This window comes from Catellatospora chokoriensis (genome assembly GCF_011297315.1).
Taxonomy (GTDB): Bacteria; Actinomycetota; Actinomycetes; order Mycobacteriales; family Micromonosporaceae; genus Catellatospora; species Catellatospora citrea.
In genome coordinates this window covers 26,630-53,215 of sequence record NZ_JAAOTI010000031.1, presented here as the reverse complement: position 1 = coordinate 53,215, position 26,586 = coordinate 26,630, and the positions used below count along the sequence as shown (strand labels likewise).

26 protein-coding genes are annotated in these 26,586 nt (G+C 72.1%); 14 read left to right on the top strand and 12 right to left on the bottom strand.

The window, feature by feature from the left end; translation table 11 throughout:
- Positions 1–122 precede the first annotated feature (122 nt).
- Entirely contained in the window at positions 123–860 is a 738-nt protein-coding gene (locus tag HAV39_RS34485; RefSeq protein WP_191843399.1) for an SCO6745 family protein, read from the top strand.
- Positions 861–1,016: 156 nt separating this feature from the next.
- Complete coding sequence (locus HAV39_RS34480) at positions 1,017–1,943, top strand: GNAT family N-acetyltransferase (protein ID WP_239120408.1); 927 nt, start codon at positions 1,017–1,019, stop codon at positions 1,941–1,943.
- Here the strand turns inward: HAV39_RS34480 and HAV39_RS34475 are convergent.
- On the bottom strand, positions 1,940–2,395 hold the full coding sequence (locus HAV39_RS34475) for a gamma-glutamylcyclotransferase family protein (protein ID WP_120318058.1): 456 nt from the start codon (positions 2,393–2,395) through the stop codon (positions 1,940–1,942). The genes HAV39_RS34480 and HAV39_RS34475 overlap by 4 nt on opposite strands.
- Before the next feature lie 146 nt (positions 2,396–2,541).
- On the opposite strand from HAV39_RS34475, the gene HAV39_RS34470 reads away from it, so the two are divergent.
- The 5 genes from HAV39_RS34470 to HAV39_RS34450 all read left to right on the top strand — a co-directional run bounded on the left by HAV39_RS34470 (position 2,542) and on the right by HAV39_RS34450 (position 9,363).
- Positions 2,542–3,945 (top strand): NAD(P)H-quinone dehydrogenase, encoded by a 1,404-nt coding sequence (locus HAV39_RS34470; RefSeq protein ID WP_191843358.1) that lies wholly within the window; start codon positions 2,542–2,544, stop codon positions 3,943–3,945.
- Between the two features lie 144 nt (positions 3,946–4,089).
- Positions 4,090–5,679: a circularly permuted type 2 ATP-grasp protein gene (locus HAV39_RS34465; RefSeq protein WP_120318061.1), complete on the top strand. Its 1,590-nt coding sequence runs from the start codon at positions 4,090–4,092 to the stop codon at positions 5,677–5,679.
- Positions 5,673–6,629: an alpha-E domain-containing protein gene (locus tag HAV39_RS34460; protein WP_120318062.1), complete on the top strand. Its 957-nt coding sequence runs from the start codon at positions 5,673–5,675 to the stop codon at positions 6,627–6,629. The genes HAV39_RS34465 and HAV39_RS34460 overlap by 7 nt, the downstream gene beginning before the upstream one ends.
- A 127-nt stretch (positions 6,630–6,756) precedes the next feature.
- Entirely contained in the window at positions 6,757–7,617 is an 861-nt protein-coding gene (locus HAV39_RS34455; protein WP_191843357.1) for a transglutaminase family protein, read from the top strand.
- Between the two features lie 306 nt (positions 7,618–7,923).
- Positions 7,924–9,363, top strand: coding sequence for a GuaB1 family IMP dehydrogenase-related protein (locus HAV39_RS34450; RefSeq protein ID WP_191843356.1), 1,440 nt, complete (start codon positions 7,924–7,926; stop codon positions 9,361–9,363).
- 103 nt (positions 9,364–9,466) lie between these two features.
- Here the strand turns inward: HAV39_RS34450 and HAV39_RS34445 are convergent, their stop codons facing one another.
- A complete protein-coding gene (locus HAV39_RS34445) occupies positions 9,467–11,215 on the bottom strand; it encodes an acetyl/propionyl/methylcrotonyl-CoA carboxylase subunit alpha (protein WP_191843397.1) in 1,749 nt (582 codons plus the stop codon).
- A 169-nt stretch (positions 11,216–11,384) separates the two neighbouring features.
- On the opposite strand from HAV39_RS34445, the gene HAV39_RS34440 reads away from it, so the two are divergent.
- The 4 genes from HAV39_RS34440 to HAV39_RS34425 all read left to right on the top strand — a co-directional run bounded on the left by HAV39_RS34440 (position 11,385) and on the right by HAV39_RS34425 (position 15,171).
- Complete coding sequence (locus HAV39_RS34440; protein ID WP_239120409.1) at positions 11,385–11,999, top strand: PadR family transcriptional regulator; 615 nt, start codon at positions 11,385–11,387, stop codon at positions 11,997–11,999.
- Positions 12,000–12,067: 68 nt separating this feature from the next.
- A complete protein-coding gene (locus HAV39_RS34435) occupies positions 12,068–13,021 on the top strand; it encodes an ATP-binding cassette domain-containing protein (protein ID WP_191843395.1) in 954 nt (317 codons plus the stop codon).
- A gap of 3 nt (positions 13,022–13,024) precedes the next feature.
- Positions 13,025–13,786, top strand: coding sequence for an ABC transporter permease (locus HAV39_RS34430; protein ID WP_191843355.1), 762 nt, complete (start codon positions 13,025–13,027; stop codon positions 13,784–13,786).
- A gap of 83 nt (positions 13,787–13,869) precedes the next feature.
- Positions 13,870–15,171, top strand: coding sequence for an MFS transporter (locus HAV39_RS34425; protein WP_191843354.1), 1,302 nt, complete (start codon positions 13,870–13,872; stop codon positions 15,169–15,171).
- Between the two features lie 91 nt (positions 15,172–15,262).
- Here HAV39_RS34425 and HAV39_RS34420 read toward each other — a convergent pair whose 3' ends face one another.
- The 8 genes from HAV39_RS34420 to HAV39_RS34385 all read right to left on the bottom strand — a co-directional run bounded on the left by HAV39_RS34420 (position 15,263) and on the right by HAV39_RS34385 (position 22,769).
- Complete coding sequence (locus HAV39_RS34420) at positions 15,263–15,922, bottom strand: O-methyltransferase (protein ID WP_191843353.1); 660 nt, start codon at positions 15,920–15,922, stop codon at positions 15,263–15,265.
- 83 nt (positions 15,923–16,005) lie between these two features.
- On the bottom strand, positions 16,006–16,629 hold the full coding sequence (locus tag HAV39_RS34415) for a Maf family protein (protein ID WP_191843352.1): 624 nt from the start codon (positions 16,627–16,629) through the stop codon (positions 16,006–16,008).
- 91 nt (positions 16,630–16,720) lie between these two features.
- Positions 16,721–17,869: a S8 family peptidase gene (locus tag HAV39_RS34410; protein WP_191843351.1), complete on the bottom strand. Its 1,149-nt coding sequence runs from the start codon at positions 17,867–17,869 to the stop codon at positions 16,721–16,723.
- Positions 17,866–19,131 carry a hypothetical protein gene (locus tag HAV39_RS34405; RefSeq protein ID WP_191843350.1) on the bottom strand — a complete coding sequence of 422 codons (1,266 nt, stop codon included), beginning with the start codon at positions 19,129–19,131 and terminating at the stop codon, positions 17,866–17,868. Before HAV39_RS34405 ends, HAV39_RS34410 begins: the two co-directional genes overlap by 4 nt.
- The gene (locus HAV39_RS34400) at positions 19,131–19,709 is read right to left on the bottom strand and encodes a hypothetical protein (RefSeq protein ID WP_191843349.1); all 579 of its coding nucleotides are present in this window, start codon (positions 19,707–19,709) and stop codon (positions 19,131–19,133) included. Before HAV39_RS34400 ends, HAV39_RS34405 begins: the two co-directional genes overlap by 1 nt.
- Positions 19,710–19,844: 135 nt before the next feature.
- A complete protein-coding gene (locus tag HAV39_RS34395; RefSeq protein ID WP_191843348.1) occupies positions 19,845–20,045 on the bottom strand; it encodes an acyl-CoA carboxylase subunit epsilon in 201 nt (66 codons plus the stop codon).
- A gap of 1 nt (position 20,046) precedes the next feature.
- On the bottom strand, positions 20,047–21,009 hold the full coding sequence (locus tag HAV39_RS34390) for an NYN domain-containing protein (protein WP_191843347.1): 963 nt from the start codon (positions 21,007–21,009) through the stop codon (positions 20,047–20,049).
- 176 nt (positions 21,010–21,185) lie between these two features.
- Positions 21,186–22,769, bottom strand: coding sequence for an acyl-CoA carboxylase subunit beta (locus tag HAV39_RS34385; RefSeq protein ID WP_191843394.1), 1,584 nt, complete (start codon positions 22,767–22,769; stop codon positions 21,186–21,188).
- A 223-nt stretch (positions 22,770–22,992) separates the two neighbouring features.
- Here HAV39_RS34385 and HAV39_RS34380 point away from each other — a divergent pair, with 223 nt between their 5' ends.
- The 3 genes from HAV39_RS34380 to HAV39_RS34370 all read left to right on the top strand — a co-directional run bounded on the left by HAV39_RS34380 (position 22,993) and on the right by HAV39_RS34370 (position 25,260).
- Positions 22,993–23,727 (top strand): hypothetical protein, encoded by a 735-nt coding sequence (locus HAV39_RS34380; protein ID WP_191843346.1) that lies wholly within the window; start codon positions 22,993–22,995, stop codon positions 23,725–23,727.
- 29 nt (positions 23,728–23,756) lie between these two features.
- Complete coding sequence (locus tag HAV39_RS34375; protein ID WP_203736173.1) at positions 23,757–24,545, top strand: biotin--[acetyl-CoA-carboxylase] ligase; 789 nt, start codon at positions 23,757–23,759, stop codon at positions 24,543–24,545.
- 166 nt (positions 24,546–24,711) lie between these two features.
- Positions 24,712–25,260, top strand: a complete 549-nt coding sequence (locus tag HAV39_RS34370) for a PH domain-containing protein (protein WP_191843344.1) — start codon at positions 24,712–24,714, stop codon at positions 25,258–25,260.
- Positions 25,261–25,266: 6 nt separating this feature from the next.
- Here HAV39_RS34370 and HAV39_RS34365 read toward each other — a convergent pair whose 3' ends face one another.
- Entirely contained in the window at positions 25,267–25,989 is a 723-nt protein-coding gene (locus HAV39_RS34365; protein WP_191843393.1) for a GtrA family protein, read from the bottom strand.
- 80 nt (positions 25,990–26,069) lie between these two features.
- Positions 26,070–26,585 (bottom strand): GtrA family protein, encoded by a 516-nt coding sequence (locus HAV39_RS34360; RefSeq protein WP_191843343.1) that lies wholly within the window; start codon positions 26,583–26,585, stop codon positions 26,070–26,072.
- Position 26,586: the final 1 nt, after the last annotated feature.

Below are 26,586 nucleotides of genomic sequence, written 5' to 3'. Positions count from 1 at the left end.
GTATGCAACGCGGGTCAGCCTAGGGCGGCCCGGTCCACGTCGCACCCGCTTTCCGGGGGGCTGACCCGGCGCGTCCGGCGCGGCACAATCCACCTGTGACACCCCCTCTGACGGCGACGCCGATGCAGACCGCGGCGATGGCGGCCGATGCGGTGAACCGGCTCGGCGGCGCGTTCCTGGAATGCCCCCGGACCCTGCGGCGCGCCCGCGAACTCGGCCTCACCGGCTGGGCCTGCTACGTCGCCGGGCGGGGCGGGGCGCTGGGCGACGTACGCCCCGACACCGTGGCCGCGGCACTGGGCCTGATCACCCCCGAGGCCGTGCGCGACGGCTGGGACGCGGCCCGCCGTGCCCTGTCGCCCCGCGAGGTCGCGGCGCACCTGCTGGCCGAGTGCTGCCGCTGGGGCAGCGAGCACCTCGACGACGCGCCGAAGGTGGACCGCCTGGTCGAGCTGACCGAGAAGGCGGTGCTCGCCGCCGACGGCGCGGGCCTGCCGCTGTTCGCGGCGTGGCGGGCGATGCCGGTGCCCGGGGACGGGTCGGGCGCGCGGGCCGCCGTCGCGCTGCACCTGCTGCGCGAGCACCGGGCCGGGGCACTGCTGCTCGGGGTGCGGTCCAGCGGCCTGAGCCCGATGGAGGCGCTGATCGCCGGCCCCGAGGGCGAGGCGGCCGCGGTGGCGTTCGGCTGGCAGCCGCCGTACCCGCCGGTGGCTCCGCTGCTGCGCCGCCGCGCCTGGGCGGACGCGGTGGCCGACCGCATCAGCGGCCAGGCCGTGCAGAACTTCACCCCCGCCGAGCGCGGCGAATGGATCACCATCCTCAAGGACACCACCCGCACCGTCTTCACCCGCCGCCGCTGACCGCCCTTGATCATCGGACTTGCCTGGCACCTGTGCGTATCTTGAGGCCACATTCGACCACTTGCCCGGCAAGTCGAGCGATCTTGGCGCGCGTGCGCGGGGCGGGTGGGGCTAAACCGGTGGTGACCTTCCGGGGCGGATTGCCAGGATGGCGGCGTGACGAACGAACTTCCCGAGGGCTGGTCATTCCGGCCGACGCGCGACTCCGACGCCGACGACCTGCTGGCGCTCGTGCACGCCAGTGACATGACCGCGGTCGGTTTCGCCGACTTCGCCCCCGAGGACGTCGCCGAGGCGCTGGCCGGGCCGTACAGCACGGTCGCGGTGACCGCCGCCGGTGCGATCGCGGGCTGGGGCTACCTGGAGAACCCGGGCACCGCCCCGCGTGACTTCCTGGAGGTGTACGTGCACCCGGAAGGCGGCCGCCCCGCGATGCGGCCGCTGCTGGCCCGGATGCTCGCGGAGACCGAGCGCCGGGCGCGGGAGCGCGGCGGCGAGGGCACGGTCCGGGCCGGGGCCATCCCGGTCGAGGCCTACTGGATCGAGTCGCTGACCGAGGCGGGCTTCGAGTTCGTGAAGCAGTATGCCCGCATGCAGCTCGACCTGCCCGCGCCGCCGGTCGCCGCGGTGCCCGGCGTGACCGTGCGCCCGGTGCGCGGGGACGAGATGCCTGAGTTCTTCGCGGTGCTGGACGCGGCGTTCCGGGACACGCCCGACTACCAGCCGACCGGCTACGACCGGTGGCGCGAGCGCTTCCTCGACGGGCACCGGGTGCGCCTGGACGAGTGGTTCGTCGCCGAGGTCGACGGGGCCGTGGCCGGCATCCTGCAGTCCTCGGAGCAGAGCGAGGCCGTCAACGAGGGCTGGGTGAAGCACCTGGCCGTGCGCGCCGAGTTCCGCAAGCGCGGGGTGGGCCGCGCGCTGCTGGCCGCCGCGTTCGCGCGTTACCTGGCCAACGGCCGGGTGTCGGCGGGTCTCGGCGTGGACCTGGCGAACCCGACCGAGGCCATCCGGCTCTACACCGGGGTGGGCATGCGGGCGGCCTACCAGGCCGACATCTACGAGCGTCCGGCCCTGGACTAGGGCCGGACGGTGCGGGTGGGCCGGGCGCGCAGCGCGGCGACGTAGTCGTCGGGGGCGCCCGCCTTCTCCGCCGCGTTCGCGATCTCGGACAGGTACCAGGCGGTGGGCAGGCCGCCCTCGTAGCCGTGGAAGACGTAGACGTAGGCCAGCGCGCTGCCGTCGAGCGTCGCGACCCGTAGCTGCAGCTTGGTGTAGGTGCCCGCGTTCGCGCCCTCGACCTCGTCGAGCGCCGCCTCGTCCCACGGGTGCACGTCGTAGAGCGCCACGAAGATCCTGTCTCCGGGCGATTCGACGATCGTGGTGACCGCGCCTTCCCAGCCGACCTCGTCCTCGCCTGCGAAGGTCAGCCGCCAATCTTCGAGCCAGCCGGTCCCGACCATAGGCGAGTGCGGACAGTAGGCCCGCATGCGGGCTGGGTCCAGGTTCGAGCCGTACGCTGCGTAATGACGCACGGCGATGACGATAGCCGCCCGGACCGCTCGCTGAGAATACGCCCGTGCGTGTCGGACCACTCGGTGTCTTTTCGAGCACACTCGGTGAGCGTGAGCCGGGTCGCATCCGCGCCTGGCGGACTTGCCCGGTAGGGAAGAATGACACCGTGAGTCGGATTGTGATCATCGGTGGCGGCCCCGCCGGATACGAGGCGGCGCTCGTCGCCGCGCAGCTCGACGCGGACGTCACGGTCGTGGAAGCCGACGGTGCCGGCGGCGCCTGCGTGCTGCACGACTGCGTCCCGTCCAAGACCTTCATCGCCAGCTCCGAGGTCGTGACGAGCTATCGCGACACCGAGGAGTTCGGCGTCCACTCCGAGGGCCCGGGGACCGTCACCGTCGACGCCGCCGCGGTGCACGGCCGGGTCAAGCGGCTGGCCCTGGCGCAGTCCGGCGACATCCACGCCAAGCTGATCAAGGCCGGGGTCACCCTGGTCAAGGGCACCGCCAAGATGGGTGACGACACGCTCGGGCACACCCACCGGGTGCGGGTGCGCCCGGCCGACGGCGACGCCGAGTACGCCATCGACGCGGGCACGGTGCTGATCGCGACCGGCGCGACGCCGCGCCGGCTGCCCTCGGCGGTGCCCGACGGCGAGCGCATCCTGACCTGGCGGCAGGTGTACGACCTGCCCGCGCTGCCCGAGCACCTGATCGTCATCGGCTCCGGCGTCACCGGCGCCGAGTTCGCCTCGTCCTACCTGGCCATGGGCGTGCCGGTCACCCTGGTGTCGTCCCGCGACCGGGTCATGCCGCACGAGGACGCCGACGCGGCGATGGCCATCGAGCGGGTGTTCCGGACCCGCGGCATGACCATCCTGAACAACTCGCGGGCCGACGCGGTCAAGCGGGTCGGCGACGGCGTCGAGGTGACCCTGTCCGACGGCCGGGTGGTCACCGGCTCGCACGCGCTGATGGCGGTCGGCTCCATCCCCAACACCGCCGACCTGGGCCTGACCGAATACGGCGTCAACGTGGGCCCCGGCGGTTACGTCACGGTCGACCGGGTGTCGCGCACCAACGTGCCCGGGGTGTACGCGGCCGGCGACTGCACCGGCGTGCTCCCGCTGGCCAGTGTCGCGGCCATGCAGGGCCGCATCGCGATGTGGCACGCGCTCGGCGAGGCGGTGGCCCCGCTGCGGCTGCGCACCGTCGCCGCGAACGTGTTCACCGACCCGGAGCTGGCCACCGTCGGCGTCTCGCAGGCCGACGTGGACAGCGGCAAGGTCCCGGCCCGGCAGGTCATGCTGCCGCTGGCCGGCAACGCCCGCGCCAAGATGGCCGGCCTCGACGACGGCTTCATCAAGCTGTTCTGCCGCCCGGCCAGCGGCATCGTGGTCGGCGGCGTCGTCGTCGCGCCCCGCGCCAGCGAGCTGATCATGCCGCTGACCATGGCGGTGGAGAACCACATGACCGTGGACCAGCTCGCCCACACCATCACCATCTACCCGTCGCTGAGCGGCAGCCTCGCCGAGGCCGCCCGCCAGCTGATGCAGCACGACGTCGAGTAGCGCCACGGCGGTGATCGCTGTTTCGTGCCGGAATCCGGGGTCAGACCTCGGTTTTCGACACGGAGCGGCGATCATCCACAAAGGACCCGTCCCACATCTCACATCGTTTACGCAATCGCAACGCGGTCCGCGTAGCGTCGGGACATGGCGGACCTTTTCGAGGATTACCCGCTCGGTCCCGGCTGGGACGAGATGTTCGGGGTTCCGGGCGAGCCCCGGCCGACCTACGAGGCACTCCACGCGACGCTGCGCCCGCTGGCCGGCGGCGAGCTGAGAGTCCGGGCCGAGGTGCTGGCCAGAGCCTTCCTCGACCAGGGCATCACGTTCGCCCTGAAGGGCGTCGAGCGGCCGTTCCCGCTCGACATCGTGCCCCGCATCATCGCCGCCGAGCAGTGGCGGCAGGTCGAGGCGGGAGTCGCCCAGCGGGTGCGGGCGCTGGAGGCGTTCCTGGCCGACGTGTACGGCGAGGGCCATGTCCTGCGCGACGGCGTCGTGCCAAGGCGCATCATCGTGACCAGCGCCCACTTCCACCGTGAGGCGGCCGGCATCGTGCCGCCGAACGGGGTGCGCGTGCACGTCGCCGGGGTCGACCTGATCCGCGACGAGGCCGGCGAGTTCCGGGTGCTGGAGGACAACGTGCGCACCCCGTCCGGGGTGAGCTATGTGATGGAGAACCGGCGCGCCATGGCGCACGTGCTGCCCGAGGTGTTCGCGCAGACGCGGGTGCGCCCCGTCGAGTCGTACCCCGGCATGCTCCTGCAGGCCTTGCGTGCCTCCGCACCGGCCGGAGTGGACGATCCGACCGTGGTGGTGCTCACCCCCGGCGTGCACAACTCGGCCTACTTCGAGCACGCGCTGCTGGCCCGGGAGATGGGCGTGGAGCTGGTCGAGGGGCGTGACCTGGTCTGCGCCGGCAACGAGGTGGCCATGCGCACCACCGCGGGCGAGCAGCGGGTCGACGTCATCTACCGGCGCATCGACGACGAGTTCCTGGACCCGGTGCACTTCCGGGCCGACTCGATGCTCGGCTGCGCGGGCCTGCTCAACGCCGCGCGGGCAGGCAACGTCACCATCGCCAACGCGATCGGCAACGGCGTCGCCGACGACAAGCTGCTCTACACGTACGTGCCGGACCTGATCCGCTACTACCTCGGCGAGGAACCGCTGCTGTCCAACGTGGAGACCTACCGGCTCGACGACCCGGACGTGCGCACCCACGTGCTGAGCCGGCTGGACGAGCTGGTGCTCAAGCCGGTCGACGGCTCCGGCGGCGCGGGCATCGTGATCGGCTCGCAGGCCACCGAGGAGCAGCTGGAGCACGTACGCCAGCGCATCCAGCTCGATCCGCGCGGCTGGATCGCGCAGCGCGAGGTGAAGCTGTCCATGGTGCCGACCCTGATCGAGGACCGGCTCCGCCCGCGGCACGTGGACCTGCGGCCGTTCGCGGTCAACGACGGCAACCAGGTGCGGGTGCTGCCCGGCGGCCTGACCCGGGTCGCGCTGCCCGAAGGCGCGCTGGTGGTCAACTCCAGCCAGGGCGGCGGCTCGAAGGACACCTGGGTGCTGCCCGAGCCGGGCGCCCCGGCCGAGGAATGGCAGCAGGACCCGTTCCCCGACGAGATCGCGGTGATCCCCTCGCCGCGCCGACCCGACCCCGGGCCCGGTCAGTCCGGCAACAACCAGCAGCAGCAACAGCAGCAGCAGGCACGAGCCGACGGGAGGGACCGATGCTGAGCCGGATCGCCGAATCGCTCTACTGGATCGGGCGCTACGTCGAACGCGCCGAGGACACCGCCCGCATCCTCGACGTGCACCTGCACCGGATGCTGCAGGACCCGTGGACCGACGAGGAGCAGGCCTGCCGGTCCCTGCTGGCGGTCATGGGACTGCCGCTGGGCCCGGAGGAGAGCGCCAGCCTGCCGGGCGTCGTGGAACGCCTCGGCCTCGACCTGACCAGCACCAGCTCGGTGCTGGGCGCGCTGGCCGCGGCCCGGGAGAACGCCCGCGGCGCGCGCGAGACGGTCAGCGCCGAGATGTGGGAGTGCCTCAACACCACCTGGCTCGGCCTGGCCGGTTCGCGCCGCCGCATCGAGGAGGGCGGCGTGCACCAGTTCTTCACCTGGGTGCGCGAGCGCTGCTCGGTGCTGGCCGGGCTCGCCGACGCCACCATGAGCCGGGACGAGGGCTGGCTGTTCCTGGTGCTGGGCCGCAGCGTGGAACGGGTCGACATGACCGCCCGGCTGCTGTCCACGCACACCCGCGCGGGCGGCAGCATCCCGAACTGGCTGACCCTGCTGCGCTCGTGCGGGGCGTGGGAGACCTACCTGCGCACCTACCGCGGCTCGCTCAGCGACCGGCATGCCGCCGAGTTCCTGCTGCTCGACCGGCTGTTCCCGCGCTCGATCCTGGCCGCACTGGTCACGGCCGAGTCCTGCCTGGCCGAGCTGGAGCCGACCGGCGGCACCACCCGCACCGGCCGGGTCGGCGTGGGCACCGACGCCCAGCGCATCCTGGGCCGCGCTCGCACCGACCTCGCCTACCGCGCCCCCGAGGAACTGCTCGCCGACCTCGGCCCCGTCCTGTCCGGCCTGGAACGCACCTGCTCCCAGGTCAACGACGCGGTCTCGGCCCGCTACTTCCGCCAGACCGCCGCCGTCCACTGGCAGGCCGGAGCGGTGGCATGATCCGCCGCCCCACTACGCCGCAACTCTGCAAGAGTCGCGGCCTCCAGGACGCGCCGAAGGCGCATGTCTTTCAGAGTTGCGCCAGGTGGGTGGACCGCCGGGGCGCGGAGTGCAGGGAGGGGTCGCGATGACGATCTCGGGGCCGGGGTGGCGGTTGCAGATTCGGCATCGGACGGGGTTCCAGTACGGGGGGCCGGTGGCTTCGTCGTACAACGAGGCGCGGATGTCGCCCAGCTCGGAGGCGCGGCAGACGGTGCTCGACGACCGGGTCAGCGTGTGGCCCACCGCCCGGACCTACCGCTACCAGGACTACTGGGGCACCACGGTGACGTCGTTCGACGTGCAGGTGCCGCACGAGGTGCTGGAGGTGGTCGCCGACGCGACCGTGGAGACCTCCGGCCCCGCCACGCTGCGCGCCGACGGCCCGTCCTGGGCGGAGCTGACCGACCCGGACGACGTCGACCGCTGGCAGGAACTGCTGCTGCCGACGCCGCGCACCGCGCTGGACGAGGAGCTCGGCGCGCTGGCCGTCGAGCTGCGGGCCGCGCACGGCCCGGACGCGGCGGCGCTGGCCGTGTTCGATCTGGTCCGGCGCGAGGTGGAGTACACGCCGGGGGCGACCGGGGTGATGACCGACGCGGTGCACGTGTGGCGGCAGAGGCAGGGTGTCTGCCAGGACATCTCGCACCTGTCCGTGGCGCTGCTACGAGCCATGGGCCTGCCCGCGCGGTACGTCTCCGGTTACCTGCACCCGACCCCGAACGCGCCGCTGGGCAAGCCGGTGACCGGGCAGAGCCACGCGTGGGTGGAATGGTGGTCGGGACAGTGGCACGCGTACGACCCGACGAACGGCGTGCCGGTCGGCGAGCGCCACGTGGTCGTCGGCCGGGGCCGCGACTACGGCGACGTGCCCCCGCTCAAGGGCGTCTACGCGGGCCCGTCGAACACCGGCCAGTCCGTCGAGGTGACTCTCACGAGGGTGCGATGAAACTAGCTAACGAACTAGCTAAACTACCTAATCGAGCCTCATATAGGTAGTTTAGCTAGTTCATTGGTAGGTTCTCGTGCACATACGTGCTGAACCATGCTCCCGCGGCGTTCCGCATGGCTGACGTCCGGACGTCACTACCCGGCGTGAGTGACCAGACCATTCGGCTGGTGCTCGAACGTCTACGTAGAGAGGGTTCGATCACCGCCGACGGGACCGGGCGCAACGCGACCTGGCTGCGCTCCTGACGACGGTGATACGGCGGTCGGGGCATGACGTGCCCGGTTGATGGGTGAAGATGGCCTCATGCGGTTCCTGTCCGGTGCGCAGCCAGCGCACGATCTGACCTACAGCGACGTCTTCATGGCGCCGAGCCGCTCCGAGGTCGGCTCGCGCATGGAGGTGGACCTGTCCACCGCCGACGGGACCGGGTGCACCATCCCGATCGTGGTGGCGAACATGACCGCGATCGCGGGACGGCGCATGGCCGAGACGGTGTCGCGGCGCGGCGGCCTCGCGGTGATCCCGCAGGACATCCCGAGCGCCGTGGTCACCGAGGTGATCGGCTGGGTGAAGCAGCGGCACCTGGTGCACGACACGGCCATCACGCTGCGCCCGCACGAGACCGTCGGCGATGCCATCCACCTGCTGCCCAAGCGGGCGCACGGCGCGGTGGTGGTCGTCGACGAGCAGGGCCGCCCGGTGGGCCTGGTGGTCGAGTCCGACACCATGGGCGTGGACCGGTTCTCGCAGGTGCGCGACGTGATGTCGACCGAGCTGCTGACGGTGCCCGCCACGGCCAGCCCGCGGGAGGCGTTCGACATCCTGAACCAGGCACGGCGCAAGGTCGCCCCGGTGGTCGACCACGAGGGGCGGCTGGCCGGGATCACGACCCGGCAGGGGGCGCTGCGGGCGACGCTGTACACCCCGGCGCTGGACGAGAAGGGACGGTTGCGGGTCGCGGCCGCGATCGGCATCAACGGCGACGTCGCCGGCAAGGCCGCCGAGCTGCTGGAGGGCGGGGTGGACGTGCTGGTCGTGGACACCGCGCACGGCCACCAGGAACGCATGATCACCGCGCTGCGGGCGGTGCGCTCGGTCGATCCGCAGATTCCGATCGTGGCGGGCAACGTGGTGACCGCGGACGGCGTGCGCGATCTCGTCGCGGCGGGCGCCGACATCGTCAAGGTCGGGGTGGGCCCCGGCGCGATGTGCACCACGCGCATGATGACCGGCGTGGGGCGGCCCCAGTTCTCGGCGGTGCTGGAGTGCGCGGCGGCCGCCCGTGAGCTGGGCCGGCACGTGTGGGCCGACGGCGGCGTACGCCATCCGCGGGATGTGGCCCTGGCCCTGGCCGCGGGCGCGGCGAACGTGATGATCGGGTCGTGGCTGGCGGGCACCTACGAGTCGCCCGGTGACCTCTACACCGACCCGGACGGGCGGCGCTACAAGGAGAACTTCGGCATGGCGTCGGCGCGGGCGGTCAGCGCGCGCACCGCCGACGACTCGGCGTTCGACCGGGCCCGCAAGGCCGTCTTCGAGGAGGGCATCTCCACCGCCAAGATGTACCTCGACCCGGCCCGCCCCGGGGTCGAGGACGTCATCGACGAGATCGTCGCCGGAGTCCGCAGCGCCTGCACCTACGCCGGCGCCAAAACCCTCGACGAATTCCACGCCCGAGCCCTGATCGGCGTCCAGTCCACCGCGGGCTACACCGAAGGCATGCCCATGCCCACCTCGTGGTGAGCCCCCTCTAGATCACTCGACTTGCCTGGCACCTGGGCGAATGGCGCTTCAAGATACGCACATGTGCCAGGCAAGTCGGACGATCAAGGACCCGGCGGGCGGGTTACTTGATTTCGCAGATGGTGGTGCCGGACTGGACGACCTCGCCGACCGTCGCGGTCAGACCGGTGATGGTGCCGGACTTGTGGGCGGTGAGGGGCTGCTCCATCTTCATGGCCTCCAGGACCACGACGGTGTCGCCCTCGGCCACGGTGTCGCCGTCGGCGACCGCGAGCTTGACGATCGTGCCCTGCATGGGTGCGGTCAGCGCGTCGCCGCCCGCGGCGACCTTCGCGCCGCGCTTGGCGCCGGCCCGCTTGGCGGGACGTCCGGCCGCGGCGGGCGCGGCTGCGGCCGTACCCCCGAATGACGCGGGCAGCGACACCTCCAGGCGCTTGCCGCCGACCTCGACCACGACGGTCTGCCGCTCGCCGGCCTCCTCGTCGGCGGCGGCGGGCTGGCCGAACGGCGGCACGGTGTTGTGCCACTCGGTCTCGATCCACCGGGTGTGCACGGTGAACTCGACGAAGACGGGGTCGCGCACGATGGCGCGGTGGAACGGCAGGGCGGTGGCCATGCCCTCGACGACCATCTCGTCCAGGGCGCGGCGGGCCCGCTCCAGGGCCTCGGTGCGGTTCTCGCCGGTGATGATCACCTTGGCCAGCAGCGAGTCGAAGTTGCCGCTGATCTCGTTGCCGGTCTCGAAACCGGTGTCGACGCGTACGCCGGGGCCGCCCGGCAGGTGCAGCTTGGTGATCACGCCGGGGGCGGGCAGGAAGTTGCGGCCCGGGTCCTCGCCGTTGATGCGGAACTCGATCGAGTGACCCCGCGGGGCCGGGTCGGCCTGCAGGCGCAGCTTCTCGCCCGCGGCGATGCGGAACTGCTCGCGGACCAGGTCGATGCCCGAGGTCTCCTCGGTGACCGGGTGCTCGACCTGCAGCCGCGTGTTGACCTCCAGGAACGAGATCGTGCCGTCCACGCCGACGAGGTATTCGACGGTGCCCGCGCCGTGGTAGCCGGCCTCGCGGCAGATCGCCTTCGCGGAGTCGTGGATGGCCGCGCGCTGGGTCTCGGTCAGGAACGGCGCGGGGGCCTCCTCGACCAGCTTCTGGTGGCGGCGCTGCAGTGAGCAGTCGCGGGTGCCCACCACGATGACGTTGCCGTGCTGGTCGGCCAGCACCTGCGCCTCGACGTGGCGGGGCCGGTCGAGGTATCGCTCGACGAAGCACTCGCCCCGGCCGAACGCGGCGACGGCCTCGCGGGTGGCCGAGTCGAACAGCTCGGGGATCTCTTCCAGGGTGCGGGCGACCTTGAGGCCGCGGCCGCCGCCGCCGAACGCCGCCTTGATGGCGACGGGCAGGCCGAACTCCCTGGCGAACGCGACGATCTCGTCGGCGTGCTTCACGGGGTCGGGGGTGCCGGGCACCAGGGGAGCGCCGGCGCGCTGCGCGATGTGCCGGGCGGTGACCTTGTCGCCGAGGTCGCGGATGGCCTGCGGGGTGGGGCCGACCCAGGTCAGGCCCGCCTCGATGACGGCCTCGGCGAAGGCGGCGTTCTCGGACAGGAAGCCGTAGCCGGGGTGCACCGCGTCCGCGCCGGAGCGCTGCGCGACCTCGATCAGCTTGTCGATGCGCAGGTAGGTGTCGGCGCTGGTCTGACCGCCGAGGGCGTACGCCTCGTCGGCGATGGTCACGTGCAGCGCGTCGCGGTCCCCGTCGGCGTACACGGCGACGCTGGCCAGGCCCGCGTCGCGGCACGCGCGTGCCACGCGTACGGCGATCTCGCCACGGTTCGCGATCAACACTTTGGACAGCATCGTCATCATCGTCCTCCCCGAACGGGCCTGCGCGGAGTCTATCGGTGGAGTTGATCATTAACGAGCGCTCAGGTGCCATGTGACCTGTGTCATGAACGCTCGTTCAGATCATCGCTGGTGGGGGTGGCATACCCGGGATCGCCGCGGCGGACGCACACTGTTCACCGTGTCGACGACCCGAATGATGATCCTCGGCGTGGTGCGGATGGCGCAGCCGGTACACGGCTACGACGTGCGCCGTGAGTTGCTGAGCTGGCATGCCGACAAGTGGGCGAACGTGCAGCCCGGCTCGGTGTACCACGCCCTGAAGAAGCTCGCCGAGGAAGGCGCGTTGCGGGAGGTCGGCAGCGAGCAGGTGGGCGGCCGGCCCGCGCGGACGCGGTACGAGATGACGGCCAAGGGTGACGAGCAGTTCCGCGACCTGCTGTCGGCCGCGCTGTGGGAGCAGCGCGAGGTGGAGGACCCGTTCCTGGCCGGGTTCTCGCTGATGACGGAGCTGCCCCGGGAGGAGGTGGCCGCCGCGCTGCGCCACCGGGCCCGGCAGCTGCGGGCGGACAACGAGGGCGCGGCGGCCGCGATCGCCTCGGGCTGGGCGGTGCCGGAGAACAAGCCGACCCATGTGCGCTGGATGCTCGAACTGGGCATCGCCCGCAACGAGGGCGAGATCGCCTGGTGCGAGCGGGTCGCCGAGCGGATCGAGGCGGGCGAGCCGTACGTGTCGGCGGAACTGCAGGCGCGCTGGAAGCACGGGTTCGGGCACGCGGAGCACGCACCCGATTAATCAAACTTGACTACTGTCGGACCCCGGTCCTAGGCTCCAGGTCTCCCCCGACCTTGGAGCTAAAAATGATCATCGAGACCTCCGGGCTGCGGAAGTCCTTCCGCTCCCGCGCCGGTCGCGAGAGCAAGACCGTGGAGGCGGTGCGCGGTGTCGACCTGAGCGTCGCCGAAGGCGAGATCTTCGGCTTCCTCGGCCCCAACGGCGCCGGCAAGACCACCACCCTGCGGATGCTCGCGACCCTGCTGGAGCCCGACGGCGGCAGCGCCGTCATCGCTGGCGCCGACCTGCGCAAGGACCCGGGCGAGGTGCGCCGCCGCATCGGCTACGTCGCCCAGGGCGGCAGCACCTGGGACGAGTCCACCGGCCGCGAGGAACTGGTGCTGCACGCCCGGATGTACGGCATCGGCAAGGCCGACGCCCAGCGCCGCGCCGCCGAGGCCCTCGACACCTTCGAGCTGTCCGAGTACGCCGACCGCCGCTGCAAGACCTATTCCGGCGGCCAGCGCCGGCGGGTCGACATCGCGCTCGGCATCATCCACTCGCCGAAGGTCGTCTTCCTCGACGAGCCGACCACGGGCCTGGACCCGCAGTCCCGCGCCCACATGTGGGGCGAGGTGCGCAAGCTGCGGGAGATGGGCATGACCGTCTTCCTCACCACGCACTACCTGGACGAGGCCGACGCGCTCTGCGACCGCCTGGCGATCATGGACCACGGCCAGATCGTGGCCGAGGGCACGCCCGCCGACCTCAAGCAGGAGGTGCTCGGCGACGTCGTCTCGGTCAACGTGCCCCGGGAGGTGGCCAAGGCCGCCGACCTGTTCGACAACGCCGACTACGTGCGCAAGCTGGAGACCACCGAGCAGTCGCTGCGGCTGTACGTCGAGGACGGCGCCAGCGCCATCCCGCACGTGCTGCGCACCCTGGACGCCGAGGGCGTCTCCATCGAGGGCATCGAGCTGCACCGGCCCAGCCTCGACGACGTGTTCCTGGCCAAGACCGGCCGCAGCCTGAGGGAGAGCTGAGCAGTGAAGTTCCTTCGTGACACCTGGCTGGTCTTCCAGCGCCAGATGCAGCTGCTGCTGCGCAACCCGGTCTGGGTGGCCGTCGGCATCATCCAGCCGCTGTTCTACCTGCTGCTGTTCGCGCCCCTGATGAAGCAGGCGCTCAGCGCGGGCGGTCCGATGACCGACGAGCAGGCATACCGGATCTTCGTGCCCGGCATGCTCGTCATGGTCGCCCTGTTCAGCGCCTTCTCCGGGTTCGGCATCATCGCCGAGCTGCGCGCCGGGGTGATCGAGCGCAACCGGGTCACGCCGGTCAGCCGCGTCGCGCTGCTGCTCGGCCGCTCGCTGCGTGACGTGGTGCAGCTGCTGTTCCAGGCTGTGCTGGTGACGCTGCTCGCGGTGCCGTTCGGGCTGCGGGTCGCGGTCGGCGACGCGCTGCTGGCATACCTGCTGATCGGCCTGATGACGCTGCTGCTGTCGTCGACCGGCTACGCGCTGGGGCTGACCCTGCGCAGCGAGGACGCCATGGCGCCGATGCTGAACACGGTCATCCAGCCGATCATGCTGCTGGCCGGCATCTTCCTGCCGCTCACCTTCGCCCCGCAGTGGCTGAAGAACGTCGCCAACATCAACCCGTTCAAGTGGGCCACGGACGGGGTGCGCGCGCTGTTCGCGGGCAACCCCGGCGACGACGCGGTCTGGCAGGCGCTGGCGATCCTGACCCCGCTGACCGTGCTCGCGCTGGTCATCTCGTCGCGCACGTTCGCCAAGTCGGTCCGCTGACCCGCTGCCGGCCGACCCGGACCCGGCGTTAGCTCCGTCTCAACCCGAGGCCGGGGCACCTGTAAGGAGCGTAGCTTCGTCAGGTGCCCCGGCTCTCGCGTGACCTCGCCACCTGGTTGATCTACCTGCAACTGGGGCTCTGGGGCTACTTCAACTACGGCTTCGGCCCGATCGTGCCGCTGCTGCGCGACGAGCAGGGCACCTCCGCCGCCGTCGCGGGCCTGCACAGCACCGCCATCGCCGTGGGCGCGGTCGCGGGCGGCGCGCTCTACCCCCACCTGTCCCGCCGGTTCGGCCGCGGCCCCGTGCTCTGGGCCTGCCAGGCCGTGATCGCCGCGGGCGTGCTCGGCTTCGTGCTGCTGCCCGCGTACTTCGCGGTCACCATCGGGCTCACCATGGTGATCGCGACGGCCGGCATCGCCGCGATCGGCGGCATCGTCTCCGCGCTGTCCGAGCGGCACGGACCGGCCGGTCCCGCCGCGATCAGCGAGGCCAACGCGGTCGCCTGCGCCGCCGGTCTGGTCGCCCCGCTGCTCATCGGCGGGGCCATGCGCGCCGGGCTGGGCTGGCGGGCCGGTCTCGCCCTGCTGGTCGCCCTGATCGCCCTGGTCGCGGCCATCGCCAAGATCAAGGGTGTACGCATCCCGTCCGGCCCCGCCGCCACAGCCCCTACGCCCGCGCCCGCCGCAGCCGGTGACGCGCCCGCGGCCGTCGTGACGGACGGCCTGCCCACCGCGATCGACCCGCACGCCGTCTCCGCTCCGGTGGGCGGGTCACCGGCGCGGGGTGGCCGACCGCCGCTGCCCGCGGCGTACTGGCTGGCCTGGGGCATGATGACGGTCACCGGCGCGGTCGAGGTCGTGCTGTCGATGTGGACCGCCGAGGTGCTGCGCGACCAGGTCGGCATGTCGGCGGGCGGGGCCACCGCCGTCATGTCCGCCATTGTCGGCGGCATGTTCGCGGGTCGGCTGGCCGGGGCGCGGATCGCGCTGCGCCTGCCGTCGATCCCGCTCTACCTCGGCGCGCTGGTGCTGAGCCTGGCCGGGTTCACCGTCTTCTGGGGCGCGGGCAGCTCCGTCGTGGCGGTGGCCGGACTGATCATCGTGGGTCTGGGCAATGCCATGCACTACCCGCTGGCCATCTCGCTGGCGGTGGCCGCCGCGCCGGGCCAGGCCGACCGGGCCGCCGGGGTGGCGTCGTACTCCATGGCGGTCAGCTTCGGCGCGGGCCCGCTGCTGCTCGGCCTGGTCGCCGACCAGGTCGGCGCGCACACCGCGTTCCTGTTCATCCCGGTCCTCATCGCGGGCGCGGCCCTGCTGGCCTGGCGCTTCGCCACCACCACCCGCACCCCGCTCACCTCGGCCCTGGCGACCGACCTCGCCTGAGCCGCCCGCCGCTGCAGTTTCCGGGAAATAGCAGCCATCGGGCGGCCGGTTCCCGCAGTTTCCCCGAAACAGCAGCCCCGCGGTGGGGCGGTCAGCGTTTGCGGGCCAGGGTGACGCCGTCGGAGAAGGGGAGCATGACGACGTCGACGCGGTCGTCGGCGGCCGCCTTGGCGTTGAAGGCGATCAGCGCGGCGGTGGAGGTGTCCTTCGGCTTCTCGTCGAGGACATGGCCCGACCACAGCACGTTGTCCACGATCAGCATCCCGCCCGCGCGCATCCGCGGCACCAGGGCGTCCCAGTACGCCGCGTAGCCCTCCTTGTCCGCGTCGATGAAGGCGAGGTCGAGGTGGGGCTCGGCGGGCAGCGCGGCCAGCCCTTCGGCGGCCGGGCCGAGGCGCAGTTCGATCCGGTCGTCCAGCCCCGCCCGCTGCCAGTAGCGCTGCGCGATGGCCGTGTACTCCGCCGAGATGTCGAAGCAGACCAGCCTGCCGCCGTCGGCCAGCCCCCGGCCGATGGCCAGCGAGGACATGCCGGTGAACGTGCCCACCTCGACCGCGTGGCGCGCGTTCACGAGCCGGGTCAGCATCGTCAGCAGCGCGGCGTACTCCGGCTCGATCTGCATCCGCGACGCGCCGCCGGTCGCCCGCAGCGTCTCCGCGACCAGATCACGTTCCAGGTCGCCGGGCGGAGTGCCGTGCGCGACGACGTAGTCGTGCAGCTCGTCGGTGACCGTGATGAAGGCGCGGCCCATTGCGTCCTCCTCGCTCCGCACGCCGCGGGCCGGGGCTCGCGGCGGGTTTCGCCCATACGCCGACCCTATGCCAGGCCGACGGGTCAGCGCTGCCGCCAGAGTTCCGTGATCGAGATGTCCAGGGTGGCCAGCAGGCGGCGCAGCAGCGGCAGGGAGAGCCCGACGACGTTGGTGTGGTCGCCCTCGATGCGCTCGACGAACGGGCCGCCCAGCCCGTCGATGGTGAAGGAGCCGGCGACCCACAGCGGCTCGCCCGTGGCGACGTACGCCTCGATCTCGGCGTCGCTCAGGTCGGCGAAGTGGACCACGGTCGAGCCGACCTCCTCGGCGACCCGGCCGGTGTGCAGCTCCACCAGGCAGTGGCCGGTGTGCAGCACGCCGCTGCGGCCGCGCATGGCCTGCCAGCGCTTGAGCGCCTCGTCGGCGTCCTCGGGCTTGCCGAGGATCTGCCCGTCGAAGGCGAGCACCGAGTCGCAGCCGAGCACCAGGGCCCGGTCGGGGGCGGTGGAGCTGTGCCGCAGGCGCTGCTCGACGGCGTGCGCCTTCATCCGGGCCAGCACCGCGCTGAGCGCCTCGGCCGTGGTCGCCTCGACGGCGTCCTCGTCGACACCGCTGACGATCACCTCGGCGTCGATGCCGGCCGAGTCGAGCAGGGTGCGCCGGGCCGGGCTCGCCGAGGCGAGGATGAAGGTCGGTCGAGCTGCCATGCACGGGAGCGTACCGGGCACGGGGCCGGGGATCCCGCCCCCCGCGGCGCGCGGCAGGGCCGTGCCGCGCGCCGGGGCGTGCACCGCCCGGTCAGCGGCGTTTGCGCAGGACCAGGAACACCACGACGGCGACGACGACCAGGACCCCACCGATGAGCAGGACCACGAGCAGGCCGAGACCCAGGAGGAGGCCGCTGCCGCCGCCACGGGTGTCCGGCAGGTCGGGGATCTCGGGCAGGGAGACCTCGATCGACGGCGCGATGACGGGGGCGGACGGGGCCGCAGCCGGGGCGGTGAGCGCCGCGACCGGGTCGATGAGGCCGTAGCCGTAGTCGCGGTCCCGGCCGGCCGGGCCCTTGTCGATGGCGGTGCGGGTCATCCGCTCCAGCACCTCGTCGGCGGTGAGCTGGGGGTACTTCGACCAGATCAGCGCGGCGAGGCCGGCCGTGATGGCGGTCGCCGGACTGGTGCCGCTGGACCGCCGGTACTGCGTGTTGGTGGCCTTGTTGATACGGCTGGTGCTGGTGATGTCGACGCCGGGCGCGACCAGCTGCACCTCGTCGCCGCGCACCGAGACCGGGGCGACCGTGCCCTGCTGGTCGACCGCGCCGACCGCGACCGCGCCGGGATACCGGCCCGGGGCCGCGACGTAGAAGTCCTTCGGCTGGTTGCCTGCGGCGGCGATGACCAGCACGCCCGCGGCATGCGCCCGTTCCACGGCCTTGATCAGCACGGAGGAGTCGGCCGAGGGGGCCGACGCCGAGATCGAAATGATCTTCACGCCACGCTTCACGGCCTCGTCGATGCCGATGGCGATGGCGTCGCCGCCGCCGTGGCCCTTGGCCGTGGAGATCCGGATCGGCAGCACCTTCGCCTTCGGCGCCATGCCCAGCACGCCGTCCTTGTTGCCGGAGCCGTGGCCGTGGCCCGCGATCAGGCCGGCCATGCTGCTGCCGTGGCCCTCGTCGTCACCCCAGCCGTCGCCGTCGCCGCCGACGATCGTGTCGAAGCCCTTGAGCACGTTGCCGGTGAGATCGGGATGCCCGCCCTCGACACCGCTGTCGATGACGGCGACGGTCACCCCTTCGCCCTGGCTGATGGCGTGCGCCTCGGCGATGCGGAGGAAGGGCAGGTGCCACTGGTCGTTGCGGTACCGGTCGGCGTGGGCGGGAGCGCCCACGCCGACCGTGGTGACGGCGGCGAGCAGGCTCACCGCCGCCAGACGTGCGGCGAACCTCATCGGGCGAGCCCGATCGCCGGTCCCGGGTCCACCGGACCCGGTGCGTCCGGTGCGTCCAGCACCGGTGCGCCGCCGGAGTCCACGGCCCACAGGGTGTCGGGATCGAAGTCGGGATCGTTCTCGTCACGGCGCCTGCCCGTGCCGGGCGCGCCGCCCATGGGCGCGCCGAAGCCGTTGGCCCCGCGACCGCTGACCGTGCCCGCCGCGCCGCGTCCGCCCACGCCACCGGCACCGCCGGGACCGCCGATCATGCCGCCGACCGGGTTGGTGCGCGCACCCGCGGCACCGGCACGGGCGCCCATGCCACCGCCGGGCGCGCCGCCGATGACCCCGCCCGCGGGCATCGCCCGGGGCGCCCCCGCGTTCGGGCCGAGGCCGCCGATGACCGGGTTGCCCGGCACGCCCCTGCCCACCCCGGGCAGGCCGGGGACCGGCGGCGGAGCGCCGATCACCCCGAGCGGCGGCTGGCCGCCCACCGGCGGCGTGCCGCCGGGGGTGACCGGGCCGGGCACACCCGGGATCGTGGGGGTGGGCGTGGTGGGGGCCGGGGCCAGGCCGGCCAGGTCGGGGCCGGTCGCCACCGGCACCGGGGTCAGCGTGGCGCCCGACACGGTCGGCGTCGGGGCGACCGCCCCGCCGTAGGGCATCACCGGCGGGATCACCGGCGGCACCACGCCGCCGTAGTCGGTCTCGCGCTCGCCCCGATACCCGACGGGCGGCAGGTACGGCCGTGGCGGCGCCATGCTGACCCGGACCAGGGACAGGTCCGCGGACAGCCCGCGCATCACGTCGCGCGCCTCGTTCAGCTTGCCCTGCAGGTACTTCTCCGGCGTCTGTCCACTCGGGAGCGCGACCGGCTCACCGTTGCGGACCGCGCGGTCGATGCGGTTGTAGTCGTCGCGGATCGGCTGCAGCTTGCGCTCGGCCTCGTAGAACGCGGCCGGGATGTCCCGGGAGTACTGGTGGTTCTGGGTGGACACGCGGGCCACGTCCTCGACGGCGACGATCAGCTCGTCGAGCTTGGCCAGGTATGCCTTGGCGGCGTCGCTGGACTCCGGCGGCCACGCCTGCGCCAGCTTCTCCCGGTAGGTCTGCAGGCGGCTCTTGTGCAGGTAGGCCAGCTCGCCGGCGCGCTTCCAGCCGGCCGCCTGGGTGTAGTGGGGCTCCAGCTGGCGGCCCGCCGTCAGGTCCCACATCTGCTGCATCGACTTGTCGTACCAGTTGGTGCCGGCCGGCGCCCGGTCCTCGGGTGGGATGCCCATCAGTACTCCCCTCCGGTGTCGGTCGCGGTGCCGCCCGTCGGCGTGACCTGCGGGATGGTGGTCGCCGGCGGGGTCGTGCCGGGCGTCTGCGCGGTGGCCGTCGTGCCGGGCTGCTGCGTGGTGCCGGGCACCTGCGCGGTGGTGGGCACCGACACGGTGAGGTTGCGGTTCACGTCCTGCGCCCTGGCCGCGCCGAGCGCGTCGGCCTCGCCGTACTTCTTGCTGATCTCGCGGGCCGCGGCGACGAACGCCAGCACCGCCTGGTCGTGCTTGAGCAGCGCGTCGGACGTCTGCACCAGCAGCTCCCGCTGCCAGCCCAGGCTGGAGCACAACTCGATGAAGTCCGCGTGCGGGTCGGCGACCTTGACCGACATGTCCTTGAAGACCTCGTCCGCGTGCGGCCGGTAGTCCTTGGTGTGCTCGTTCTCCAGCGCTTCGGCGAAGTCGACCAGGCTCTGCAGGTCGACGGCGAGGGAACCCTCGTCGTAACCCGTCATCGCGTTCGACTTGGTGTACCCGCTCTCGCGACCGTAGTCACGCAGCCAGGCAGGCCCTTTGTCCTCTTCGGGCAGACCCATCTCGCACGCCCTCCCCAGGGGTTCTCGTCCGCGATCGGCGGCGCCGCGGTCAGTGACCAACGCGGTCCAGCGCTAGCAGACTACCGAAATGGGGCAAGGATGCACACCGGGCTATCGGCCGTGCTCACCCGCTGGTCAGCGGGGCAGGCCGGAGCGCCGCCACGCGCCAGGTCCGGCCGTGGTCACCGCGGGCAGGCCGCTGCGCCACCACGCGGACACCTCCGCGGCGGGCGCGGCCACCCCCGCAGGCCGCGTAGACAGCACGGCCACCAGCGCCGCGACCTCCTCGGCCGTCGGCGTGCCACGCTCGATCCGGATCATCGGCTGCTCCGTCATCTCAACCCTCCCCGTTCGGCCTGGCCAGGCCGAACTCCCGATACACCCGTGACCAGAAGCCGTCGCGGACCCACAGCCGTGCCTTCTCGAAGGGGCGCAGCGAGATGCCCAGCTCCTTCTCCGCCTCCACCAGCAGCTCCTTGTCGATGACCGTCGGCAGCAGCGGACCGGGCAGCAGCTCGCCGATGTTGTCACGACCCCGGGTGAGGATCCACTTCTGGGCCACGTATTCGCCGATCTCGACGATCTCCAGGCGGTCCGGCGGCTGCGGGTGGGCGCGCCGCGCCGCGGGCACCGGCCGCGGCTCCGGAGCAGCGGGGATTTGCGCGACGGGCAGCGCGATCGCCGGCCGCCCGGAGAACACCTCGGCGGGCGTGGGGGTGCGGATGCGCCCGGTGGCCGCGAAGTACGGCCGGACGAACTCCGCGTCCAGCGTGTACACCGTGTCGCTCTCCCAGACCAGCCGCTCCGCCTGGTTGGTGCCGTACGGCGGCTCGACGCCCCACAGGTGCACCCGCACGCCGTAACTCTGCGCCGCCTCGACCGCCGACAGCATGTCCTCGTCACCGGCGACCAGCACCGCGTCGGTGACCGAGCGGTGCCGGGCCAGCGTCTCCAGGTCGCTGCGGATCTGCGCGTCCACGCCCTTCTGCTGCCCGCGCAGGTTCAGGTTGCCCAGCCGCAGTTTGACCTGCGCCATCTGCGCGATGACCCGCTGGTCGATCGTGGGCACCCGGTCACGGGCCGCGTCGAACCAGTACAGCCGCAGCAGGTCGGCGCCCAGGCAGTCGGCGGCCTGGGCCATGAGCGCGTGAATCATCCGCTCGGCGTCCACTTTGAACTCCGAGCGGTTCGACGTGCCGAGCAGCAGCTCGCCGGAGGCCGCGTACAGGTAGCCCACGTCCACCAGCACCGTGTACCGGCGTGGCAGCAGGTGACGATCGGCAGGCTCCTGCACGGTCATCCCGACATCGTTACACAGCGACCCGTCGGCGTGAACGTTCTGCCACATGACCGTCACTCAACGGTTAACAGCCGCCGTCACAGCGGGATGCTGAGTTCCCTGCCATCCCGTCACAGCGGGATGCTGAGTTCCCTGCCATCCCGTCACAGCGGGATGCTGAGTTCCCCGACATCCCGTCACAGCGGGATGTTCCCGTGCTTCTTGGGCGGCAGCGTCTCCCGCTTGGCGGCCAGCGCGCGCAGCCCCCGCACGATGTGCGCGCGGGTCGCCGACGGCCGGATCACCGCGTCCACGTAACCGCGCTCGGCGGCGACGTACGGGTTGGCCAGGGCGTCCTCGTACTCGTTGATCAGCTCGGCGCGGCGGGCCACCGGGTCGTCGGCCGCGGCCAGCTCCGCCCGGTAGAGGATGTTGACCGCGCCCTGCGCGCCCATCACCGCGATCTGTGCCGTCGGCCACGCGAAGTTGAGATCCGCGCCGAGGTGCTTGGAACCCATGACGTCGTACGCGCCGCCGTACGCCTTGCGGGTGATCACTGTGATCTTCGGGACGGTGGCCTCGGCGTACGCGTAGATGAGCTTGGCGCCGCGGCGGATGATGCCGTCCCACTCCTGGCTCGTGCCGGGCAGGAAGCCGGGCACGTCCACGAAGGTCAGCACCGGGATGTTGAACGCGTCACAGGTGCGCACGAAGCGCGCGGCCTTCTCCGACGCGGCGATGTCCAGGCACCCCGCGAAGTGCATGGGCTGGTTGGCCACCACGCCGACCGGGCGGCCCTCGACCCGGCCGAAGCCGGTCAGGATGTTCTGCGCGTACAGCGGCTGCACCTCGAGGAACTCGCCGTCGTCGAGGATCGACTCCAGCACCGAGTGCATGTCGTAGGGCTGGTTCGCCGAGTCCGGGATCAGCGTGTCCAGCTCGGCGTCGGTGTCCGAGACCGCCAGGTCCGCGGTGACCGGCCAGGCCGGCGGGGCGTCCAGGTTGTTGCTCGGCAGGTACGACAGCAGCGCCTTCACGTAGTCGACGGCGTCGGACTCGTCGCTCGCCAGGTAGTGCGCGTTGCCGCTCTTGGTGTTGTGGGTGCGCGCGCCGCCCAGCTCCTCCATGCCCACGTCCTCGCCGGTGACCGTCTTGATGACGTCCGGTCCGGTGATGAACATGTGCGAGGTCTGGTCGACCATCACGGTGAAGTCGGTGACCGCCGGCGAGTACACCGCACCACCCGCACACGGACCCACGACCAGCGAAATCTGCGGGATAACGCCGGACGCGCGCACGTTGCGGAAGAAGATCTCGCCGTACAGCCCGAGCGAGACCACGCCCTCCTGGATCCGCGCCCCGCCGGAGTCGTTGATCCCGATCACCGGGCACCCCGTCTTCATCGCCAGGTCCATCACCTTGACGATCTTCTCCCCGAACACCTCGCCCAGCGACCCGCCGAACACCGTGAAGTCCTGCGCGAACACGCACACCGGCCGCCCGTCCACGGTCCCGTACCCGGTGACCACGCCGTCGCCGTAGGGCCGGTTCCGCTCCTGCCCGAAGCTCGTCGACCGATGCCGCGCCAACTCGTCAAGCTCGACAAAGGAACCCTCGTCGAGCAGCATCGCGATCCGTTCCCGCGCGGTCTTCTTCCCCCGCGCGTGCTGCTTCTCCACCGCCCGCGCCGACCCGGCGTGCACGGCCTCCTCGACCCGCCGCTCGAAGTCCGCAAGCTTGCCCGCCGTGGTCCGCCCATCGACCCGGCCCTTATCCGGCACCGTAGTAGTCACGCCCCAGACCCTATAACCCACCTGAACCCCCGTTCAGTCATCTACACCACACCCCCCACCCGCCCCTGCCGCGACGATCTTGCGCGGGCTGTGGGTATGACACGCGCGTATGGGACAAAAGGGCAACAGTTCGCGCAAGATCGTCGTGATCATGCGCCGTTCGGGTAGTTCGTTTCGTCCGGTTCGGGCGAATCGTTGAGGTGTTGTGACGATGTTCGGGGTGCTGCTGCTGGTGGGCGGTTTTACGGTGCTCGCCGTGGTGCGGCCGTGGCAGTCGGACGACCGTGCGCGCAAGGAGGAGGTCGAGCCGCCCGTCACGGGCGGGTTTCGGCCGACGCGACCGCGTCCGGGGCCGCGGCGTGCCGCGACGGTGACCGGGGCGGCGAGGGTGAGCGCGGCGGCGACGGCAAGCGGGGCCGCGACGGTGAGCGGGGCCGCGACGGTGAGCGGGGCCGCGAGGGCGAGTGGCGGGGTTGCTGCGGCGGGTGGTGTCGTCGCGCGCCGGCCCAGGCCGGTGCGCCGGGGCGGGGCCGGGGTGCCCGGCACCGCGGCGGCCGGCGCCGTGCCGGAGACCTTGACCGCCGTGATTCCGCGCATCGCTCCGGCGCCGACCGTGGCGGCCGGCACGCGCACCAGGGTCTTCGAGGCGCCGGCGGGAGGCTCGCCGGCGGCCCGGCCCGAGCCGGTCGGACCGTCGAGGCGCGGCGAGGCGACGCCGACCGGCGGGCCGAGCCCCGTCGTGCCGCTGAAGCCGCGTCCCGCCGCGCGGCGGGCCGATCCTGGAGCCGACCGGGTGCCGGTGCGCCATCACCGGGTGGAGACCATCCAGCGTGGGCGGCGGGTGTCGACCGAGCCGGGGGACACCGAGATCGTGCTCCCGGAATGGCTCGGCCCGATGTCCGTCCCCGACGACGCCACGCCGGTGCGCGCCCGCCACGCCGGCTGACCGGCGGCGGATACGCTCCTGCGGTGGAGATGAGCAGGCCGCAGCTGGACCGGACCCGCCTCGCGGCGCTGCCGCGCTGGCACGTGGAGGTCAAGGACGAGACCGGCTCGACCAACGCCGACGCCGCCGCGGCCGCGCGGGAGGGCGCGGCGGAGGGCCTGGTCGTCACCGCCGACTCGCAGACGGCCGGGCGGGGCCGGCTCGGCCGCACCTGGGTGTCGCCGCCGCGCGCCGGGCTGGCGGTGTCCGTGCTGCTGCGCCCGGCCACCGACGTGTCCGGCTGGGGCTGGCTCCCGCTGCTCGGCGGCGTCGCGCTGGCCGAGGCGGTGCGTGCGGTGACGGGTCTGGAGCCCGCCCTGAAGTGGCCCAACGACCTGCTGATCGGCGGGCGCAAGTGTGCCGGGCTGCTGGCCGAGGTGCCGCTGCCCGGCGCGGTGGTGATCGGCATCGGCCTGAACGTGAGCCTGCGGCCCGAAGAGCTGCCGGAGACCCCGACCGGCCTGCCCGCGACCTCGCTGCTGCTGGCCGGCGCGGCCGCGGCCGACCGGACCGCGCTGCTGGTGGTGCTGCTGGAGCGGTTGGGCGCGCACTACGACGCCTGGCAGGCAGCCGGCGGCGACCCGGACAAGAGCGGCCTGCGGGATGCGTACCTGCGGATGTGCGCGACCCTCGGCCGACAGGTGTCGGTGATGCTGCCCGGCGGCACCACGGACCTGACCGGGGAGGCCGTGACCGTCGACACCGAGGGCCGCCTCGTCGTGCGGACCGCCACCGGCGACCGGCCGGTCGCCGCGGGCGACGTCGTCCACCTGCGCTGACCTCGGGTGGCCGTCCCTTTCGTCCGCGTCGCGACTCGACGCCGGTCGCGTGACAGACCGATTGCCGACGGAGCACCGATGGCGGATGGCCGGGTGTCGCCTCGTGGAACTACCCTGCTCGCGGACAATCGTGCGTTTGATCGCAGGCTGTAACGAGGAGGCACGGATGGCGTTCCCTGAGGACGTGTTGACCGCGGACGAGCACGTGGTGCTCGACCTGCACCCCCATTGGAAGGCCATGATCCGGCCGGTGACGGTCCTGGTCCTGGCGGTGGCGGCGGTGATCACCGCCCTGCTCTTCGACCTCGACGCGATCCTGGTCTACATCGTGGCGGGGCTGGCGGTCGTCGCGGTGGCGTGGCTGACCTTCTGGCCGTGGCTGGTCTGGCGCACCACGCACTACGTGCTGACGAACGAGCGCGTGCTGCTGCAGACCGGTGTCTTCTCGCGGGACCGGCGGGACATCCCGCTGTCGCGGGTGAACGACCACGCGATGAGCCAGAAGTTCATCGAGCGGCTGCTCGGCTGCGGCACGCTGACCATCGAGTCGGCGGGCGAGCGCGGCCAGTCGGTGCTCAACGACATCCCGCATGTCGAGAAGGTGCAGACGACGCTGTACGAGCTGGTCGAGGCCGACCGGGACTCGCACTCGTACAACGACAACGAGCGCTCGGTCGCCCCGGCCCAGCAGGCCAAGGTCGAAGAGAAGAAGTGAGTCGGGCTACCGCTCTGGGCGCGGCTTCGCCCGCGTGAGCTCCTCGGCGAGCTCCGTGTCGGTGAACTCCGCGTCCAGGGCGGCCAGCTGCTCGGCGGCCCGGTGATCGGCCGCGAATTCCGCCTCCAGCGGGGCGGTGAGCCGGGCGAAGTCGTCGGGGCGCACCTGCGCGGGCACCGGCACGCCGGCCAGCGCGCTCGCGGCCGCTTCGGCGTCGACCAGTTCCTCGACACTGTCGACGTGCACGTGCGCCGGGCCGAAGTCGGCGTCGACGCCGCCGGCCGCGACGGCGACCTGGTTCGCGGGGGCGAACACGAAGGTGCGGTACGTGTAGAACCGGAAGATCGTGCCGAGCACGAGGCCCAGGAGCTTGGCCGCGTTGAGCGCCAGCAGCCCGTGCAGGCCCAGGGCGTACTTGGTGGCGCCCATGATGGCCAGCTCGATGGCGAGACCCGCGGCGTTGAACACGACGAAGAGCAGGAACTCGCGGCCCATCGCCTGGCTCTGCCGGTCGCGGTAGGTCCAGTGCCGGTTCATCAGGTAGGACGTCACCATCGCCACGATGGTGGCCACGACGTTGGCCTTGAGCTGGCCGTTCGGGAAGATCGTCAGCACCAGGGCGTTCAGCACCACGAAGTTGACCACGGTGTTCGCGCCGCCGACGATGGCGAACTTCAGAGCTTCAGGCCCCATCTTGCGCAGGCGTTCGGGCAGCAGGCGATCGAGCATCGTCAGATCAGGGCGCACTGGGCCACCTTACGCGAGTCGGGCAGGGGGGATTGGTAGCGCAACTCCGAATGCAAGCCAACTCACCCTGCCTGGGCCTGCGCGGGCACCGAGGCGGTCGAAGCGCCGTTGAAGACGAACCGACGATAGGCCCAGAACCGGAAGACACTGGCGATACCGGTGCCGAACAGCATTTTCGCGATGTTGTCGGCCAGCCAGGTGTGGAAGACACCCGGCCAGATACCGCCCAGCACGTCGTGGCTCAGCCACACCACCACGAGCGTGATGCCGAGGCCGACCAGGTTGAAGAAGAAGTAGAGCGAGTACTCGCGGGTGAGGCTGGAGCGTTCCCGGTCCCGCCAGGTCCAGTAGCGGTTGCCGAAGAACGCGCCCGTCGCCGCGACCACGGTGGAGATCGCCGCGGCTGCCAGCGGGCCGGTGGGCGACCGCAGCAGGTTGAAGACGAGGAAATCGACGACGTATGCCGCGCCGCCGACGACGCCGAACTTGCCCAGCTCATGGATCAGGTGCCGGAACTGCGCGACGAGCCGCAGCGGCAGTGCTGAGGCAGATGGCGCGGACGGCGGTTTGGGGGTCACC